Origin of the sequence: Rhodococcus sp. BH5 (genome assembly GCF_027583855.1) — a bacterium.
Classification (GTDB): domain Bacteria; phylum Actinomycetota; class Actinomycetes; order Mycobacteriales; family Mycobacteriaceae; genus Rhodococcus_F; species Rhodococcus_F qingshengii.
Window position 1 is genome coordinate 16,427 of record NZ_JAJHVW010000015.1, and the last position, 17,273, is coordinate 33,699.

The following is a 17,273-nucleotide window of genomic DNA, read 5'->3' on the forward strand; positions in this document are numbered from 1 at the left end:
ATCGGTGACAGGCGCCCTTCCGTATGAGGGGGTTCTACAGGTTGCGAACCGTGTTGATACCGAGCGACATTCCGGCCAGCCCGCGCTGACGGACGGCCAACTTGTCGGCGATGTCCTTGAGTGCGATGGCTGCGGGTGAATCGGGAGCGCTGAGGACGATCGGCGTCCCGGCGTCGCCTGCCTCGCGGACGGACGGATCCAGCGGGATCTGTCCGAGAAGCGGAACCTTGGCGCCGACGGCCTTCGTGAGGCGATCGGAGACGGTCTGCCCGCCGCCTTCGCCGAAGACGTCCATACGGGTGCCGTCGGGAAGTTCGAGCCACGACATGTTCTCGACGACGCCGGCGACGCGCTGGCGGGTCTGCAGGGCGATCGCGCCCGCGCGCTCGGCGACCTCTGCAGCAGCCTGCTGCGGTGTGGTGACGACCAGGATCTCGGCGCTCGGGATGAGCTGAGCCACCGAGATGGCGATGTCACCGGTGCCGGGCGGCAGATCGAGCAGCAGCACGTCCAGATCGCCCCAGAACACGTCGGCGAGGAACTGCTGGAGCGCGCGGTGCAGCATCGGTCCGCGCCAGACGACAGGTGTGTTGCCCTGGGTGAACTGCGCGATGGAGATCATCTTCACGTCGTGGGCGACGGGCGGCATGATCATGCGCTCGACCTGAGTCGGCTTGGCGTCAGTGCCGAGCATGCGGGGGATCGAGTGGCCGTAGATATCCGCGTCGAGTACACCCACGGACAGTCCGCGCGCGGCCATTGCTGCCGCGAGATTGACTGTCACGCTGGACTTTCCGACGCCACCCTTGCCGGAGGCCACGGCGTAGACGCGGGTGAGTGAACCTGGCTGGGCGAACGGGATGACGGGCTCGGCGGAATCGCCGCGAAGCGACTTGCGGAGCTCGGTTCGCTGAGCGTCGTCCATGACGTCGAGTTCGACGCGAATCGCACCGACCCCGGCGACATCGGCGACGGCCTTGGTGACGCGTTCGGTGATCTCGGTGCGCATCGGGCAGCCGGCGGTCGTGAGATAGATGCCGATGTCGACGCTGTTGTCACTGGAGAGGGAGATCCCCTTGACCATCCCCAGTTCGGTGATGGGTTTGCGGATCTCTGGGTCCAGAACTCGCGCGAGCGCGGAGCGAACGTCGGACTCGGTCAGTACAGACATGACTCCATGGTAAGTCCAGGTAGGTCAGTGGATGCGCGGCAGGTCCGATGCGGCGGGCACGATGCCGGTGGAGTACCCGAGCGACCAGGCCAGAACGTTGGCGACGTAGGCGGCCGAGTTGTTGTAGCGGTGGATCGCGGAGGCAACCTGGGTGACGTCCTGCATGTTGAGTCCGCCGTCGCACAGGTACTTGCCGGTGGTCAGTGCGGAGTCGAAAAGGTTCTGGGGGTCGGCGATTCCGTCACCGTTGCCGTCACCGGCGTATTGGTTCCACGTGGACGGGATGAACTGCATCGGGCCGACTGCGCGGTCGTAGACGGTGTCGCCGTCGAGGGCGCCGCCGTCGGTGTCCATGATGACGGCCTGGCCGGGGAGGCTGCCGTTGAGTGGCAGGCCGATCACGGGCTTGTAGAGGTTGCCGTTCGCGTCGGCGTCCTTGCCGTCGTTGGCGTGGCCGGATTCGACGCGGCCGATACCGGCGAGGAGCGTCCAGTGCATGTTGCAGTTGGGCTTCTCGACGGCGAGGATCCGCTCGGCGTTCTGGTAGGCGGCGACGCTCACGCTCGGGATTCCGAGTGCTCCCTCGGCCATGGACGCGGGGAGCGGGGGAGTGGCCTGCACGGGAGCCAGCGGCGCGGGTTCCGGCGCGGGGGCGGGAGCCGGCTCGGCGATTGCTTCGACGGCGGGCAGAATCTGCGCCTGCGGCTCCTGCGTGGCTTGTGCGGCGGTGTCCACCGTTTCGGCGGAGCTGGTGTTGAAGAACGGGACCTTGGGAGCGGCGCCGGCCGTGTTGGCTGCGGTGACGAGTCCGATAGGGATGAGTCCGGTGAGCGCGATGACCGAATTTCGACGGATGTGCGAATCTGTCTTCTTGCTGTGCCGACCCACTGTTTATGCCTCCTGAACCTCCGCGAGGAGGTTTTCCGTTCAACTGACGGAGTCGAGGCTACCTGATTTGTTGCGTTTCCGTTATTCAACCGTGATCTAGAAGGGCAGTTTGGGGCATATGCACTGTTCTTTCGTGATTTTTCGGTTACAGAGCGGGCATGCCGGGCAGGCCTGGGAAGAACGGCACGAATGCCGGAGCCGGGGCCGGAGCGGGCTCCGGTGCGGGTGCGGGTGCCGGTGCCGGTGCGGGCTCCGGAGAGGGGGCGGCGGGTGGAGAGGATTCCGCGGGAGCCGCGTCGGTGGTGGCGGGTGCCGTGGCGGCCACTGCCATGCCCGGGATCGTGCACGGCAGAAGGATGCCGTCCTGCAAGGCGTCGAGGGCTGCGGGGTCCGGAAGGATCACACACATGTCGTCGGGCCAGCGCCATCCCTCGGCCGTCAGAATCGGCCACACGAGACCCCGTGAGGTGAGGACGGGGAGCGGGATGATCGGACCGGGAGCTGCGTTCCGGGCGGCGTTGGGTCCCGGAGCGGGGCTGGTCGGCATGACGCCCGGCGGGATCAGTGCCTGGATCTCGGGTGAGAGTGCAGGCATGTCCGGCAGACCCGGGAAGAGGGGAGTGGTGGTCGGGGTCGGCGTCGTCGACGCTGATTCCTTGTCGCCGGCCGCCGGATCGGTAGCCGCAGCCGCGGCGAGTACGGCCGAAGCGGCGGAGTCTGCCGAGGCGGCGGCGTTGATCGCGGAGCTTCCGGTGTTGATGCCCGAGGTGTACGGCAGCTGACCGGAAGGAATGACACCGTTCTTGTATGCCGTCGACCACATGATCACGTTTGCTGCGTAAGCGGCCGAGTTGTTGTATCGCAGAACAGCTTTGGTCTCCTGGGCGACATCGCGCAGGTTGAGTCCGCCGCTGCAGAGGTACTTCGCTGCCGAGAGTGCCGCATCGAAGACGTTGTTGGGGTCCTTGATTCCGTCCCCGTTGCCGTCGCTGGCATATCCGGCCCAGGTGGCCGGAATGAACTGCATCGGCCCGACGGCGCGGTCGTGAGTGGGGTCGCCGTCGATTGCGCCCTTGTCGGTGTCCCGAATGACTTCGTTGCCTGCCAGCCGTCCGTCGAGGACGGGGCCGAGGATCGGGGTGACCGTCGTACCCACCGAGGTCGTCTTGCCGCCGTTGGCGTGACCGGATTCGATGCGTCCGATGCCGGCCAGAAGATGCCAGGGGATTCCGCATCCCGGTGCCTCGGTCATCATCACCAGCTCCGCGGAGCGGTACGCGTTCAGGACGATCTCGGGGATGCCCAGAGAGGTGAGGACGACGGCCGCAGCGTTGGGCGCTGCCGGGGCGCCGGCGACCGTATCGCTGGGCGGGGCCGATCTTTGCGTTCGGACCGTGCGGGGCGTCGGGAGGAAGTCGACAGAGTCCGGCTGCGCAATCGAGGCGGAGCCCGCCAGTGCGATCGGAACCTGTGACCCTCCGGTCGGTGCGCTTCCGGCAGTGAGGGCCGCTGGACCTGTGACGACGAGCAGTCCCCCCACCAGTGTGGATGCTGCAATCATTCCGCGTACTCGCACGATTCCCCTTTGCTGGCGCTCCCGCTCCGGAGTACCCACCGTGATATCCATATTGCTGTGACTTATGTTACATATCGGTCACGGTGCGTGCAGCAAAACTCAGCGAACGCTCAGCTAGTTGTGACTTTGTTTCGCAGTATTCGAGTCACGGTGCTTCTTCTTCGGGGTCGGTTCGCCGTCGGCAGCAAGGATCGACTTGATCTCCTCGAGCTCCCGTCGCAGGTAGTCGCGGGTGGCAACCTCGCCGACGGCGATACGCAGAGCTGCGAGTTCTCGGGCGAGGAATTCGGTATCCGCCTTGGTTTGCTCGGCGCGTGAGCGGTCCTCCTCGAGCGAGACCCGGTCGCGGTTCTCCTGACGGTTCTGGGCCAGCAGGATCAGCGGCGCCGCGTAGGCGGCCTGGGTGGAGAAGGCCAGGTTGAGCAGGATGAACGGGTACGGGTCCCACTGCAGGGCCACCGCGAACACGTTGATCAGGATCCAGACGATCACGATGATCGTCTGGATTGCGAGATAACGCCCGGTGCCGAGGAAGCGGGCGATGCGTTCACTGACGCGCCCGACAGCTTCGACGTCGAAATCGAGATTGAACCGGCGGCTTCCGCGAGGCGTTTCCAGTCGTTGCCGTGCGGTCGTGCTCGACGCCCGTTCGCTCATCGGAGTAGTTCCTCGTCGTCGGAGTAATCCTCACGCCAGTCTTCCGGCAGGAGGTGATCGAGCACGTCGTCGACCGTCACGGCCCCGATCAGGTGGTTCTCGTCGTCCACGACCGGCCCGCATACCAAGTTGTACGTCGCGAAATATCGGGTGACCGACGCCAACGAGTCGTCCGGGGCCAACCGGGGCATGTCGGTGTCGAGTAGTCCGCCTACCAGGCTGGCGGGAGGCTCGCGGAGAAGCTTCTGCAAGTGGACGCAGCCGAGATACCGCCCGGTCGGAGTCGCCGTCGGCGGACGTACGACGAAGACCATGCTCGACAGCGCCGGGGTCACGTCGTAGTTGCGGGCGCGGGCAAGGGCCTCCGCGACCGTCGTCGAGGCCGTCAGTACCACCGGTTCGGGCGTCATCAGACCACCGGCAGTGTCCGGGGAATGCTCGAGCAGGCGTCGAACAGGTTCGGAATCCTGCGGGTCCATCAACTGAAGCAGTGACTCGGCCTCGGTTTCGGGCAGCTCGCCCAACAGGTCGGCGGCGTCGTCGGGATCCATCGCTTCGAGTAGATCGGCGGCGCGTTCGACTTCCAGGTGCATCAGCAGATCGGTCTGGTCGTCCGCCGGCAGTTCCTGCACGACGTCGGCGAGGCGTTCGTCGTCGAGCGCCACGGCCAGTTCGTGGCGGCGCTTCTCCGGCAGTTCGCGCATGGCGTTGGCCACATCGGCGGGTCGCATGCCTTCGTACTGGAGAAGCAGGTGAGCTACGCCCTGGCCGGGGAGTGAGAGATCGCTCTGGGTGAGGCCGGCGACGTGCTGCCAGTCGACGATGTGTATCGCCGCGCGTCGACCGAGGCGTCCGCGATGGCCGCGAACCGCGACCTTGGAGACCACCCAGTCTCGCGTCCGCGTCGATTCGATTCCGAGATCGACGACTATCGTGTCGACGCCGTGAAGCTCCTCGAGTTCCGGGTCGTCCACGCGCACATGGGAATCGAGTACCTGCGCCAGAGCGAGCACTTCGCCCGGGCGCTGGTTGAAGCGCCGCAGACTGACGTTGCCGGTGGTGAGGGTGACTGCACTCGGTTCGATTGCTGTCACACGCAACATCGGAACGAAAATACGTTTGCGCGTGAACATTTCGATCACCAGACCGAGAACGCGGGGTTGCTGGCGTCCGATGCGGACCGTGATGACGACGTCGCGCACACGACCGATCGATTCGCCGTCCGGGCCGAGTACAACCAGGCCGGCAAGCCTGGCTGCAAATACCTTGCCTGCTGCTGCCATGATTGCAAGGCTAATTCGTCCAGCGTCAAAATCTGCAACGGCGCCACCGAAAATCGAGAAGGGCAGTCCGCAATGACTTCACGCAACCGTTCCCGTCGATCGGTATTGGCAGTTCCCGGCAGCAGTCGGAAGATGATCGACAAGGCGAAGGGATTGCCCGCCGACGAGATCTTTCTCGACCTCGAAGATGCGGTGGCGCCGCTGGCGAAGCAGGCGGCCAGGGAGTCGATCGGCGACGCGTTGGCCGAGGACGGGTGGGGCAAACAGGTCAAGGTCGTCCGGGTCAACGACTGGACCACCGAATGGACGTATGCCGACGTCGTGGAGGTGGTGGGCCGCGCCGGAGCGCATCTGGACGCCATTCTGCTGCCCAAGGTTCCCGATGCGAGTCACGTCCAGGCGCTCGATTTGTTGTTGACGCAGGTCGAGAAGGCCAACGGTCTCGAGGTCGGCAAGATCGGGATCGAACCGCAGATCGAGAACGCGATCGGCTTGACCAACATCGACGCGATCGCCACCGCGAGTCCCCGCGTCGAGGCGCTCGTGTTCGGCCCGGCCGACTTCATGGCGAGCTTGAACATGCGAACTCTGGTCGTCGGTGAGCAACCGGACGGCTACGACCGCGGTGACGCGTATCACCACATCCTGATGACCATCTTGATGGCCGCGCGGGCGCACGGCGTCCAGGCCATCGACGGGCCGTACCTGCAGATCCGCGACGTCGAGGCTTTCACTCGGTCGGCTGCGCGAACGGCAGCGCTCGGTTTCGACGGCAAGTGGGTTCTGCACCCCACGCAGATCGAGGCGGCCAACGAGGTGTTCAGTCCGCGCCAATCCGATTACGACCGTGCGGAACTCATCTTGGACGCGTACGCGTTCCACACCTCGGCTGCCGGGGGAGGGCGGGGCGCGGTCATGCTCGGCGACGAGATGATCGACGAGGCGAGTCGCAAGATGGCACTGGTGATTTCGGCCAAGGGTCGCGCCGCGGGGATGGCGCGCACGTCGGAATTCACGCCGCCCGAACACGCCTGACGCTCGCATAGCCGAACGAATCAGGTCTGTAAAGGGCACAATAGGGGGTAGATGTACTTGCGTCATCCGCGTGGATGACGTGCCCGAAAAGAGGAGCGCAGCCAGCCATGTCCAATCCGCTCGGTCAATCGTCGAATGGGTCGCGCCGTGGAGCGTTGCCGACACCGCCTTCGGGATGGCCCATCGGGTCGTACCCCACCTACGCCGAGGCGCAGCGCGCAGTCGATTACCTCTCCGATCAGGAATTCCCGGTTCAGGACGTCACGATCGTCGGCGTGAACCTGATGCAGGTCGAGCGAGTTCTCGGTCGGTTGACGTGGGCCAAGGTGATCGGTGGCGGCATCGTCTCCGGTGCTTGGCTCGGTGTCTTCTTCGGCCTGGTGCTCGGAATCGTCACCGGTGGTTTCCTCGCTCCGCTGATCGCGGGCATCGTGGGCGGCATCATCTTCGGTGTCATCTCCACGACGATTCCGTACGCCGCGACGCGTGGGCAGCGGGACTTCGCCTCGACGATGCAGTTGGTCGCCGGACGTTACGACGTACTGTGTGAGCCCAAGACGGCGGAGTCGGCGCGCGACCTGCTCGCCAAGCTCGCCATCTGACATTCTCGCTCGGGCTGCCAACTTGTGTGATCTCGGTTACTTTATGTACACGCGGGCGAGGTAGTACTCGCTTCCCGTGACCGTTTGCCGGACAAGGAAATAGGTCCCTTCTCCGGCAAAAGTGCCGATGTGTGGTGCGTCGGCCAGCCGTAACGACTGCGCCGTCTCGCCGCCCGAGGAGGACGGCTGTGCAGAACAAGAGATCGCGGGCGGGGCAGAACGAGAGATCGCGGGCGGGACAGAAGAAGAAATTGCGGGCGGGGCTGCTCGGCGCGGCAACATTGTTGTTGGCGCCCTTGCTCAGTGCGTGCGGATCGGACAATGACGACGGCGTGGTGCTGTCCTTCTACACCGCTGCCGACGGCGCCGAGCAGTATGCGGAGGCCGCCGCCAATTGTTCGGCGGCGTCGAACGGCGCGTACCGGGTCGAGCAGAAAACTCTGCCCAAGGGTGCCGACGACCAGCGACTTCAGTTGGCCCGGCGTCTGACCGGCAACGACAAGTCACTCGATCTGATGACGCTCGACGTGGTGTGGACTGCCGAATTCGCCGAAGCGGGATGGGCATTGCCGCTTCCTGACGACGTGGCGGCCGAGGTCAGCAACGGGACGCTCGAGGGTCCGCTGGAGTCGGCGAAGTGGCAGGACCAACTCTATGCGGCGCCATTGAACACCAACACCCAATTGCTCTGGTATCGAAAGGATTTGATGCCGGACGGGCAACCACCCCAGACCTGGGATCAGATGATCGACATCTCCGAAGGCCTGGCCGCGGAGGGGCGCCCCAGCTGGATCGGTGTGCAGGGCAAGCAGTACGAAGGATTGATGGTCTGGTTCAACACCCTTCTCGCCAGTGCCGGCGGATCGGTGGTGGGGCCGGACGGAACAACCGTGACGGTGGCCGACGGTGATGCTGCCCAGCAGGCGCTGACCGTCATGAAGCGCGTCGCTACCGCCAAGGGTGCGGATCCCTCGATCTCGCAGGGGGATGAAGCGTCGTCGCGACTGGGTATGGAGAGCGGCAAATCTGCCTTCCAGGTCAACTGGCCGTTCGTGCTGCCCGGCATCATGGAGAACGCCGAGAAGGGCGATCTGCCGTACATCGACGACAAGGGCAACGTCACCAGTGAGAACACCGGAAACACGGTGCTCACGGTGAACGGAGAACGGAATTTCCTTGCCGCTCCGTATCCCTCGGTGATCGAGGGTAAGCCGGCCGAGGTCACGATCGGCGGCTTCAACGTGGCGGTGGCCAAGACCAGCCAGCATCCGGACCTCGCTTTCGATGCGCTGACCTGTCTGCGTAACGAGGAGAATCAGCGCAACAACGCGGTAGCCGGTGGCGTTCCGCCGACTCTCGAGAGCCTGTACGACGACCCGGCGTTCCAGGAGGCGTACCCGGCGTGGCGTGAGGTTCGCGACAGCCTGGACACCGCTTCGGTTCGGCCGGTTTCTCCTGCCTATCAGAGTATTTCGACGCTCATCACTGCCACGCTGAACCCTGTGGGAAACATCGATCCGGAATCGACCGTGAACGATCTTGCCGAGCAGGTACGCAAGGCAGTCAATTCCGAGGGGCTGATTCCGTGACGATCGACAGCGAAAATTCGGGAGCTGCACCAACAGTCGCGACGCCATCGCCGGAGCCGAAGCACTCCGCGAAGTCGAAGATGTCCGACGGAAAGGCGGCTGAGCGTCGACTCGGTCTCTGGCTGGTGGCCCCGGCCGCGATTCTCATGATCGCGGTGACCGCGTATCCGGTGGTCTACGCCGTTTGGCTGAGTTTGCAGCGCTACGACCTGCGCTTCCCGGATCAACGAAAGTTCGTGTGGTTCGACAACTACGTGTCGGTGCTGACCGACGGTTACTGGTGGCAAGCGTTCGCGGTGACGACGTCGATCACGGTTGTCTCGGTCGTCATCGAGTTCGTTCTCGGACTGACCATCGCACTGGTGATGCACCGAACGATCGTGGGTAAGGGGCTCGTCCGCACCGTTGTGCTCATCCCGTACGGCATCGTCACCGTCGCGGCGGCATACAGCTGGTACTACGCGTGGACGCCGGGGACCGGCTACCTCGCCAATCTCCTGCCCGACGGCAGTGCGCCGCTCACCGACCAGATCCCGTCGCTCGCGATCATCGTCCTTGCCGAGGTCTGGAAGACGACGCCGTTCATGGCGCTGCTCCTGCTCGCCGGCTTGGCGCTCGTGCCCGATGACCTTCTCAAGGCGGCTCAGGTGGACGGCGCCGGCGCGTGGACCCGGTTGGTACGCATCATCCTTCCGCTGATGAAGCCCGCCATCCTCGTCGCTCTGCTGTTCCGCACACTCGACGCATTCCGCATCTTCGACAACATCTACGTGCTCACGAAGGGAGCGAACGACACCGGGTCGGTGTCGATTCTGGGTTACGACAATCTGTTCAAGGCATTCAACTTGGGCATCGGATCCGCGATCAGCGTGTTGATCTTCGTGTGCGTGGCCGTGATCGCGTTCATCTTCATCAAACTTTTCGGTGCTTCGGCTCCCGGATCCGATACGGAAGGACGCTGACATGACCGTGACTCCCAGACTCAAGATCAGCTGGTCCGTCGTCAACCTTCTGGTCTTGCTGTACGCGTTGGTTCCCGTCCTGTGGATTGCGAGCCTGTCCTTCAAGCCCGCCGGAACCATCAAGGACGGCAAGTTCATTCCGGAGAAGTGGACCCTGGACAACTACCGAGGAATCTTCGACACCAGCGCCTTCACCAGTGCTCTGATCAACTCCATCGGCATCGGACTCATCTCGACGGTCATCGCCGTGGTGATCGGAACCATGGCTGCTTACGCGATTGCGCGCCTGGATTTTCCGGGCAAGAAGCTGCTGGTGGCTGTTGCCCTGCTGATCGCGATGTTCCCGCAGATTTCATTGGTGAGCCCGCTGTTCGACATCGAACGACGGCTCGGACTCTTCGACACCTGGGCCGGACTCATCCTGCCGTACATCACCTTTGCGTTGCCGTTGGCGATCTACACGCTCTCGGCATTCTTCAAAGAGATTCCTTGGGAACTCGAGAAGGCGGCGCAGATGGACGGCGCGACGCCGGGGCAGGCGTTCCGGAAGGTGGTAGCTCCGCTCGCCGCGCCCGGCATCGTCACGGCGGGCATTCTGGTGTTCATCTTCTGCTGGAACGATCTGTTGTTCGCGATCTCGCTGACGTCGACCGAACGCTCCATCACCGCCCCTGCGGCCATCGCAAACTTCACCGGCGCTTCACAATTCGAGGAGCCCACCGGGTCGATCGCCGCGGCCGCCATGGTCATCACCATTCCGATCATCATCTTTGTTCTGTTCTTCCAACGTCGTATCGTGGCCGGGCTTACTTCCGGCGCAGTGAAGGGATAAGCCTGTGGCCGAGATCGTGCTGGACAAGGTGACCAAGCTGTACCCGGACGGAGCCAAGGCGGTCAGTGATGTCGACATCACCATCGCCGACGGAGAATTCATCATTCTCGTGGGCCCGTCCGGTTGTGGAAAATCCACGACTCTCAACATGATTGCCGGGCTGGAAGACATTTCGACCGGTGAGTTGCGGATCGCGGGTGAACGCGTCAACGAACGCGCCCCCAAGGACCGCGACATCGCGATGGTCTTCCAGTCGTATGCGCTGTATCCGCACATGACGGTGCGCCAGAACATCGCGTTCCCGTTGACCTTGGCGAAGATGTCCAAGGACGAGATCAACGCCAAGGTCGACGACGCGGCGCGGGTCCTCGACCTCACCCAGCATCTCGATCGCAAACCGGCGAACCTGTCGGGCGGTCAGCGTCAGCGTGTGGCGATGGGACGCGCAATCGTGCGCAGCCCGAAGGCGTTTCTCATGGACGAGCCGCTATCCAACCTGGACGCCAAACTGCGCGTGCAGATGAGGACGGAGATCGCCCGTCTGCAGCAGCGGCTCGGTACGACAACGATTTACGTGACCCACGACCAGACCGAGGCGATGACGCTCGGCGATCGGGTAGTCGTGCTGCGCGGCGGAATCGTGCAACAGATCGGTGCGCCGCAGGAACTCTACGATCGTCCGAACAATCTGTTCGTGGCGGGGTTCATCGGGTCCCCGTCCATGAACTTCTTCCCCGGACAGTTGACGGCCGACGGTGTGAGCACGCCGATCGGCGATGTTCGCCTGCCCGCGGCGGCGCAGTCGAAGATCTCGGGCAGCGGCTCGGGCAAGGACGTCGTGGTCGGTATCAGGCCGGAACATTTCGAGGACGTGGCGCTGGTCGATGCAGCGCAGAAGCCGCACGGTGGGACGTTCACCGTCGACGTCGACGTGCTGGAATCGATGGGTTCGGACAAGTACGCGTATTTCCTCGCTGGTGGCCCCGCCGTCAACTCTCGTGAACTCGAGGAACTCGCCGCCGATTCGGGAACGGCCGTCGCTGGTGGCGGTCAACTGGTTGCCAGGCTCTCGTCCGAGTCCACGGTGGCCCAGGGCAGGTCTGTCGATCTGTGGTTCGATCCCGCCAAGATCGCGGTGTTCGACGGCGGTACGGGAGCCAATCTGCTGCTGTGACCTTTACCCGGGCAAGGTGACCGAATACGTCGCGCCCCAGGGGAGCGGTACCTGTTCGGGGCCGGGCGCTGCGTCGGCCGGTTCGGGTAGGGGGACCAGGCGGCCGAATTGTTCGTGATGGGTGGAGGCCGGGGTGGCTTGCGCTGTCCCGGCCACCACGGCGATCGGCGCCGCTGCCAGGGCGCCGGCGACGGCAAATCGAGTGGCGATGCGGCGCTTGCTTGCTCGGGTCGAGATCATGAGCACTCCTGCGTGGTTTCGAGGTTCGGTGAATGCTGTGCCATTCACGGTATTGCGGGTTGATTGTGAAATCTCGTGCGCGAAGCTCATTCACAGGGAACTGGGATGGGCGGCACAGGAGGACAGATGAACGAATCCTCGGTACGAACCGAGCACCTGCCCGGTGGCCCGGACCTCGAGCGGATCATGCGCGAACACGCCTACCGCGGTGCGTACCTCCAACTGACGGTGCGTGGCGCTCTGGTGCTGTTCATCGCCCTGACACTGATCTTCGTCCCGCCGATGAACGACGCGGGATGGTGTTTCGCGATTCTGGGCGCCTATGCCCTCTGGTCGGCAGCCGTGGCGCTGTGGATCCGCAAAGGCGGCACCGGCCCGGTGACGATGATCTGGCTCGGCTTGTTCGTCGACCTCGCCGTGCTCGCAACTCTGACATTGCTGACCGGTCTCGCAGCCGAGCAGAGTTGGACCGCCGACATCTTGAGCAACGGGCTCTTCGTCATTCCGGTTCTTGCGTGTACGCAACTGCGGACGGACGTGTGTGTCGGCGTCGTTGCCTGCACGATCGGGGTGTTCTTCGTTTCCAGTTGGGCAACGATGACTTCGAACTCCGAGCCGTGGCCGTCGATCCTGCTGAGCACCATGGCCTTGGCCGGAGTGGGCGCGGGCGCAATCGGATTGACTCGGATTCAAAGATCACGCGTGTTGACCATCGGACAACTCGTCGGGCATCGCACGAGCCTTCTTGCCGAGCTCATGGGGCTCGAGCAGCGTGAGCGCACGGAACTGTCGGAGCAATTACACGACGGGGCGCTGCAGTACGTCCTCGCGGCGCGGATGGATCTCGACGAATTGGCAGACAGCGCGGAGCCTGTCGCCCTGGCGCGAGCCGCGAAAGCGCTCGGTGAAGCGACAACGCTGTTGAGATCCTCCGTCTCGGAGTTGCATCCCACTGTCCTTGTTCACGTGGGTCTTGCCCGCGCAATCGGGGACCTCGCGCGATCGGCGCAGGGACGCGGCGGAGTGGTGGTCGACGTCGACACTTCGGGCTGGAACGACGATCTGCGCACGTCCGCGGACGAAGTCTTGTTCGGCGCCACCCGAGAGCTTCTGGGCAACGTCGTCAAACATGCCGGCGCGCAGAACGTCCGGATCGAGCTTGCACGACTGGACCACCGTGCGGTGCTCGTGGTCTCGGACGACGGTCGGGGGATCAGCGCCGATCGGATTGCCGAACGACGGGCTGCCGGGCACATCGGACTGCTCTCGCACGAACTGCGGGTTGTTGCCGCGGGTGGCTCGTTCTCGGTCGGACCGGGTGAAGAGTCCGGAACCCTCGCGCGAGTCGAGATACCGTTCGAGATCGTCACCGCCACTGACCACGATCGTTGAGGAGTTGTCGATGGCTGCACTGATCACCGATCGCGAGCTCAACCTGGCGACTCTGGCGCGGCAGTTCCTGCTGCGGAGGGCCGAGGTCAGTGCGTTGGATGCGATCGAGCACCTGGCAGGTCTGCAGGCCCAGGCGCCGAACCCGCCCTACCTGGCGCTGTGGGCGCGGCTGAAGAACTTTGCGGCAGAAGACCTCTCCACCCTTGTCGAGAAGCGCCAGGTGGTGCGGCTTGTTGCCATGCGGGGCACGGTCTTTGCTCTTTCGGCCGCGGATGCGGGTCCCTTCCGGGCCACGGTTCAGACGATCATGGAACGCGATCTCCACACCAACAGCACACAGCGTGCGGCGCTCACCGGGTTGGATCTCGACGCTCTGGCGCGGGCGGGACGGGACCTCGTAGCGGACGGGCCGCTCACCCAGATGCAGATGAGACCGATACTGGCAGAGCGCTTTCCCGGTCACGCGGCCGAGGGACTGGCGCACGGAGTTCGAGGACTTCTGCCGATGGTGCAGGTCCCACCGCGAGGCCTGTGGGGACGATCCGGAGTACCGGCACTGACGACCTTGGAGAATTGGCTTGGCACGGAAGTGAGTTCATCGCCGGATCCGGATGCGATGGTGCTTCGTTATCTGGCGGCCTTCGGGCCCGCCAGTGTGAAAGATGCGCAAGCGTGGTCAGGGCTCACGAGACTCGCCGAAGTCTTCGAGAGGCTACGTCCCGGCTTGATCACCTTTGTCAACGCGAAAGGGGCCGAGGTGTTCGACCTGCCGGACGCGCCACGACCGACCTCCGGAACACCGCCGGTCAGAATCCTTGCTCCGTTCGACAACATCCTGCTCTCGCACGCCGACCGCTCGCGAATCATGGACGAGCAGTACCGAACTCGCGTCTTCACCGTCAACGGCATCATCAAGCCCGCCATCCTGGTGCGCGGAAAGGTGGTGGGATTCGCGACGGTGACGCCGGACAAGGAGACGGTCGAATTGGGCGCGACTCTGTTTGCGCAGCAACCGAAGACCGCGCTCGCATCCATCGAGAAGGAAGCGCGTGCGTTGCTGAAATTCATGCACCCGAAGATCCCGAACCGAGAGGTGCGGATCGCTGTCGCTACGTAGCGGGCTTGTGCTTTCGCGGTGCTCGATCGCGTAGTTCGGCCACGATCTCGTCGTTCCACATGTGGCGCCGCACCAACCGGTACCGCTCCCGTGCAATCCACAGATATGCCTCGGCGTCGGTGTGTTCGGGCAACATGTCGGCGCCTCGCAGCATTCGCACGACGGGGAGAAACTCCTCACCGAACCAGCGGCGGGCGACGGTGTCCCGGCCGAGAAACTCACCCTTCTCCTGCATGAGGCGAAAACCCCACGCCTCCACGCACTCACTGAGTTCGGCGTACTCCCACGGGTCCGTGACTTGTACGGCTTCGCGTTGTGAACCCTGCAGCGGAACGCGGGTGAGGAAGAGGCGGCGATGATCCTTGATGAGCAGATCGGCGCGCTGAGTGATGCCTTCCGGTGAGATACGCGTGATGATCTCGGTGACGTACGCGTCGATTGTCTTCTGGTGCATCGCACACGCAATGGACACTCGGTGGTGCCCGTCGATCACGAAATGCATGGAGCCGACGCGATACAACTGAACAGGTGGTACCGATTCGCCGCGTCGTTGCGCCACCGCAAGTCGCTCCCAACGAGCGCGCGAGTGAGTGGACGTCGGACGGAAGTACCTGTCGAAATCACCTGTGCGGTCGACACTTCCGACTATCGATTCGATGGTGACGACCTGCAGCCCCAGAGACTTCTCGCCGACCTTGCCCAGAGCTGCGACAACCTCGTCGAACGGCAGGATCGCGTTGACGTCGTCGGGTTCGCGTCGTAGCCAACTGACCAGACGTGCCACGTCGGCACGTCGACGCTGACGAGCGAAGTCGTTTTCCGCGTCGGCTGTGGGAAATCCGGTGTCACGAGCCATGTCGGCGCCTCACGATCGTCGGCGGAGTACCTGGGGAAATCTCCATCAGCGTGAAGCCGACGGTATTGAGCACGATAGTCCGGCCTACCTCCAGATCGAGAGGGGTTCGCCCGTGCGGGTGGATGTGTCCGTGGACCATCACCGTCGGATCGAGGTTGTGAATCAAAGGCGTGAAGCATTCGAACCCTCGATGTGGCCGATCCTCGGCGTCGCCGACACCGCGGGCGGGACTGTGGGTGAGCAGCACATCCACGCCCGCCCGGCTGCCGGGAAGCCGCGATTGCCAGGCGTTTCGCCAGGCGAGCGAGCGAGCGCGTCGGCTCTGCTGGCGCTCGGACCACTGATTGGGACCCGTGTTGTATCGGATGGAACCGCCGAGGCCGGCGATCCGCAGACCGGCGACGGTCACGATGCGTCCGTCGGCGTTGACTGCGCCGGTCGGCCCTGGCCACTGCGCCGGCATCCCTGCCCGCGTCCAACCGGATCTCTTGTTCGAATATCCGGACAGATCGGCGTCGTGGTTGCCGGGAACGAACACGCACGGCGCATTCAGCTGATCGGACAGGTACTCCAGATACGCAAACGGTAGATCGCCTGCGCCGAGGATCACGTCGACTCGGAGTGAACGAACCTGACTGCTCCACAGGAATTCGACAGTCTCGTCGCTGACAGCGAGAACGGAGACCATTTCGACGACGCTACCGCCACCGCGAGGTATCTGCGCTGCGAACCTCGCGGGCACGGTGTTTAGATGGACGAGTGTCAGACAGCGTCGTATCTTCCGTCCGGGCCCATCTCGTCAGCAGCATCGAGGGGCCGGACCCCACCGCGGCCTCAGTGACGTTCCTCGGTGTCGAACCGCTGGACGTGCTGCGTTTCGAATCACCCGACGGCCTGGTCCGCTACGTCACACTGGGGTGCTCGCGTCATCCGATGGGCGACCCCAACGAACTGGTCGCAGACCCCACACGCGGACCCCGCGCCGAGTTGGTACTCACGCTGCGCGGTGGCACAGGTGTGGCGTCAGGTGTGGCCAGGACGCTCGCGGTGCTGGCCGCGGCGCCGTCCGTCGAAGGCGTCGTGCTGCTCGAGGACGCACTGTTGGACCTGGGCGAGCCGCTGTGGAAGGACACTGCGTTCACGGCGGTGCTTCTCGGTGACAGCGGGATCGAAGACCTGACGCTGCCGGAGCCGTTCGACCCGGTGCGCTTCCTTGGTGTGGTCCCCCTGACCGGTACCGAAGCCGCCTGGGTGCGTCTGCGCGGCGCGGAGGCACTGAGGGAAGCGTGGACCGAGGCGGGGATCGACATCCGCGATCCGCACCGTTCCGCTGCCTCGCTCTAGCTGCGCTGGCGCTTTGTCCGTCAGATCATTCGGCGTGCACGAGGATGTCCGCCAAGTTCTCGAGACTTACCCGAACCGTCCGTGAAAATGCTTTCGTGACGATCGGGTCGGCCATCTTGCCGAATACTCCTCCCAGGCCGCTTTCGCTGTCGAGTCGGTAGGTGACCCGAGTGCCGTCACCGACTTCTTCGCAGGTCGTGGTCTGCGAGAAGCTGACCGGACTTTCGACGGACGTCGATTTCGACGATCTCGGTGGGTCGTACTCGGTGAATTCGGATGTCCACTCGAGACGCTTGCCCAGGATTCGCGAGACACCGTGCCAGCGGCTTCCCACGCCCATCGGGCCGTCGGTGATCTGTTTGCACTCGACCATCGAATTCTCCCAGTTGGGCCAGTTCTCGGCGACGGCGATGTACTCCCAGACGTCCTTGGGTGGCAACGCGATCTCCACGGATTGCTCGACTGTAGGCATGGTTGCTCCTCCACTTCTCTTTGGATCTGAATTTGCTTGTCGCAAAATGGATTTCGGGAACGGAATGAAAATGCGTACCCATA

The 17,273-nt window shown here is 64.0% G+C and carries 18 protein-coding genes; 9 read left to right on the plus strand and 9 right to left on the minus strand.

Going from position 1 to position 17,273, the window contains the following annotated elements; genetic code table 11:
• Nucleotides 1-34: 34 nt before the first annotated feature.
• From RhoBH5_RS27515 to RhoBH5_RS27535, 5 genes are all read right to left on the minus strand, one after another.
• Nucleotides 35-1,171: an Mrp/NBP35 family ATP-binding protein gene (locus RhoBH5_RS27515; RefSeq protein WP_003945178.1), complete on the minus strand. Its 1,137-nt coding sequence runs from the start codon at nt 1,169-1,171 to the stop codon at nt 35-37.
• Between the two features lie 24 nt (nt 1,172-1,195).
• Complete coding sequence (locus tag RhoBH5_RS27520) at nt 1,196-2,059, minus strand: lytic transglycosylase domain-containing protein (RefSeq protein ID WP_003945171.1); 864 nt, start codon at nt 2,057-2,059, stop codon at nt 1,196-1,198.
• Between the two features lie 145 nt (nt 2,060-2,204).
• Nucleotides 2,205-3,674 (minus strand): lytic transglycosylase domain-containing protein, encoded by a 1,470-nt coding sequence (locus tag RhoBH5_RS27525; RefSeq protein WP_223304678.1) that lies wholly within the window; start codon nt 3,672-3,674, stop codon nt 2,205-2,207.
• 75 nt (nt 3,675-3,749) lie between these two features.
• The gene (locus RhoBH5_RS27530) at nt 3,750-4,292 is read right to left on the minus strand and encodes a DUF1003 domain-containing protein (protein WP_003945067.1); all 543 of its coding nucleotides are present in this window, start codon (nt 4,290-4,292) and stop codon (nt 3,750-3,752) included.
• Nucleotides 4,289-5,575 (minus strand): magnesium transporter MgtE N-terminal domain-containing protein, encoded by a 1,287-nt coding sequence (locus tag RhoBH5_RS27535; protein ID WP_003945077.1) that lies wholly within the window; start codon nt 5,573-5,575, stop codon nt 4,289-4,291. Before RhoBH5_RS27535 ends, RhoBH5_RS27530 begins: the two co-directional genes overlap by 4 nt.
• 72 nt (nt 5,576-5,647) lie before the next feature.
• Between RhoBH5_RS27535 and RhoBH5_RS27540 the strand changes: the two genes are divergently transcribed.
• From RhoBH5_RS27540 to RhoBH5_RS27565, 6 genes are all read left to right on the plus strand, one after another.
• Nucleotides 5,648-6,610, plus strand: coding sequence for an HpcH/HpaI aldolase/citrate lyase family protein (locus RhoBH5_RS27540; RefSeq protein WP_054826602.1), 963 nt, complete (start codon nt 5,648-5,650; stop codon nt 6,608-6,610).
• 107 nt (nt 6,611-6,717) lie between these two features.
• Nucleotides 6,718-7,212 carry a general stress protein gene (locus RhoBH5_RS27545; RefSeq protein WP_003945065.1) on the plus strand — a complete coding sequence of 165 codons (495 nt, stop codon included), beginning with the start codon at nt 6,718-6,720 and terminating at the stop codon, nt 7,210-7,212.
• A gap of 251 nt (nt 7,213-7,463) precedes the next feature.
• Nucleotides 7,464-8,801 carry an ABC transporter substrate-binding protein gene (locus tag RhoBH5_RS27550; protein ID WP_030536939.1) on the plus strand — a complete coding sequence of 446 codons (1,338 nt, stop codon included), beginning with the start codon at nt 7,464-7,466 and terminating at the stop codon, nt 8,799-8,801.
• 80 nt (nt 8,802-8,881) lie between these two features.
• The gene (locus RhoBH5_RS27555; protein ID WP_044480569.1) at nt 8,882-9,763 is read left to right on the plus strand and encodes a carbohydrate ABC transporter permease; all 882 of its coding nucleotides are present in this window, start codon (nt 8,882-8,884) and stop codon (nt 9,761-9,763) included.
• A 1-nt stretch (nt 9,764) separates the two neighbouring features.
• Nucleotides 9,765-10,595: a carbohydrate ABC transporter permease gene (locus tag RhoBH5_RS27560; protein ID WP_003945075.1), complete on the plus strand. Its 831-nt coding sequence runs from the start codon at nt 9,765-9,767 to the stop codon at nt 10,593-10,595.
• Nucleotides 10,596-10,599: 4 nt separating this feature from the next.
• The gene (locus tag RhoBH5_RS27565; RefSeq protein ID WP_003945069.1) at nt 10,600-11,769 is read left to right on the plus strand and encodes an ABC transporter ATP-binding protein; all 1,170 of its coding nucleotides are present in this window, start codon (nt 10,600-10,602) and stop codon (nt 11,767-11,769) included.
• A 3-nt stretch (nt 11,770-11,772) separates the two neighbouring features.
• Here RhoBH5_RS27565 and RhoBH5_RS27570 read toward each other — a convergent pair whose 3' ends face one another.
• Nucleotides 11,773-12,009, minus strand: a complete 237-nt coding sequence (locus RhoBH5_RS27570) for a hypothetical protein (protein WP_207624637.1) — start codon at nt 12,007-12,009, stop codon at nt 11,773-11,775.
• Nucleotides 12,010-12,135: 126 nt separating this feature from the next.
• Between RhoBH5_RS27570 and RhoBH5_RS27575 the strand changes: the two genes are divergently transcribed.
• Both RhoBH5_RS27575 and RhoBH5_RS27580 read left to right on the plus strand, forming a co-directional pair.
• Nucleotides 12,136-13,401 (plus strand): sensor histidine kinase, encoded by a 1,266-nt coding sequence (locus RhoBH5_RS27575; protein WP_064444249.1) that lies wholly within the window; start codon nt 12,136-12,138, stop codon nt 13,399-13,401.
• Between the two features lie 10 nt (nt 13,402-13,411).
• On the plus strand, nt 13,412-14,518 hold the full coding sequence (locus tag RhoBH5_RS27580; RefSeq protein ID WP_064444032.1) for a winged helix DNA-binding domain-containing protein: 1,107 nt from the start codon (nt 13,412-13,414) through the stop codon (nt 14,516-14,518).
• Here the strand turns inward: RhoBH5_RS27580 and RhoBH5_RS27585 are convergent.
• Entirely contained in the window at nt 14,511-15,374 is an 864-nt protein-coding gene (locus RhoBH5_RS27585) for a hypothetical protein (RefSeq protein WP_003945080.1), read from the minus strand. The two genes, RhoBH5_RS27580 and RhoBH5_RS27585, sit on opposite strands and share 8 nt — an antisense overlap.
• Entirely contained in the window at nt 15,364-16,062 is a 699-nt protein-coding gene (locus tag RhoBH5_RS27590; RefSeq protein WP_221741908.1) for a metallophosphoesterase family protein, read from the minus strand. Before RhoBH5_RS27590 ends, RhoBH5_RS27585 begins: the two co-directional genes overlap by 11 nt.
• 71 nt (nt 16,063-16,133) lie before the next feature.
• Here RhoBH5_RS27590 and RhoBH5_RS27595 point away from each other — a divergent pair, with 71 nt between their 5' ends.
• On the plus strand, nt 16,134-16,718 hold the full coding sequence (locus tag RhoBH5_RS27595; protein WP_007736116.1) for a suppressor of fused domain protein: 585 nt from the start codon (nt 16,134-16,136) through the stop codon (nt 16,716-16,718).
• Nucleotides 16,719-16,743: 25 nt separating this feature from the next.
• Here the strand turns inward: RhoBH5_RS27595 and RhoBH5_RS27600 are convergent, their stop codons facing one another.
• Entirely contained in the window at nt 16,744-17,190 is a 447-nt protein-coding gene (locus RhoBH5_RS27600; RefSeq protein ID WP_007736117.1) for an SRPBCC family protein, read from the minus strand.
• Between the last annotated feature and the right edge of the window lie 83 nt (nt 17,191-17,273).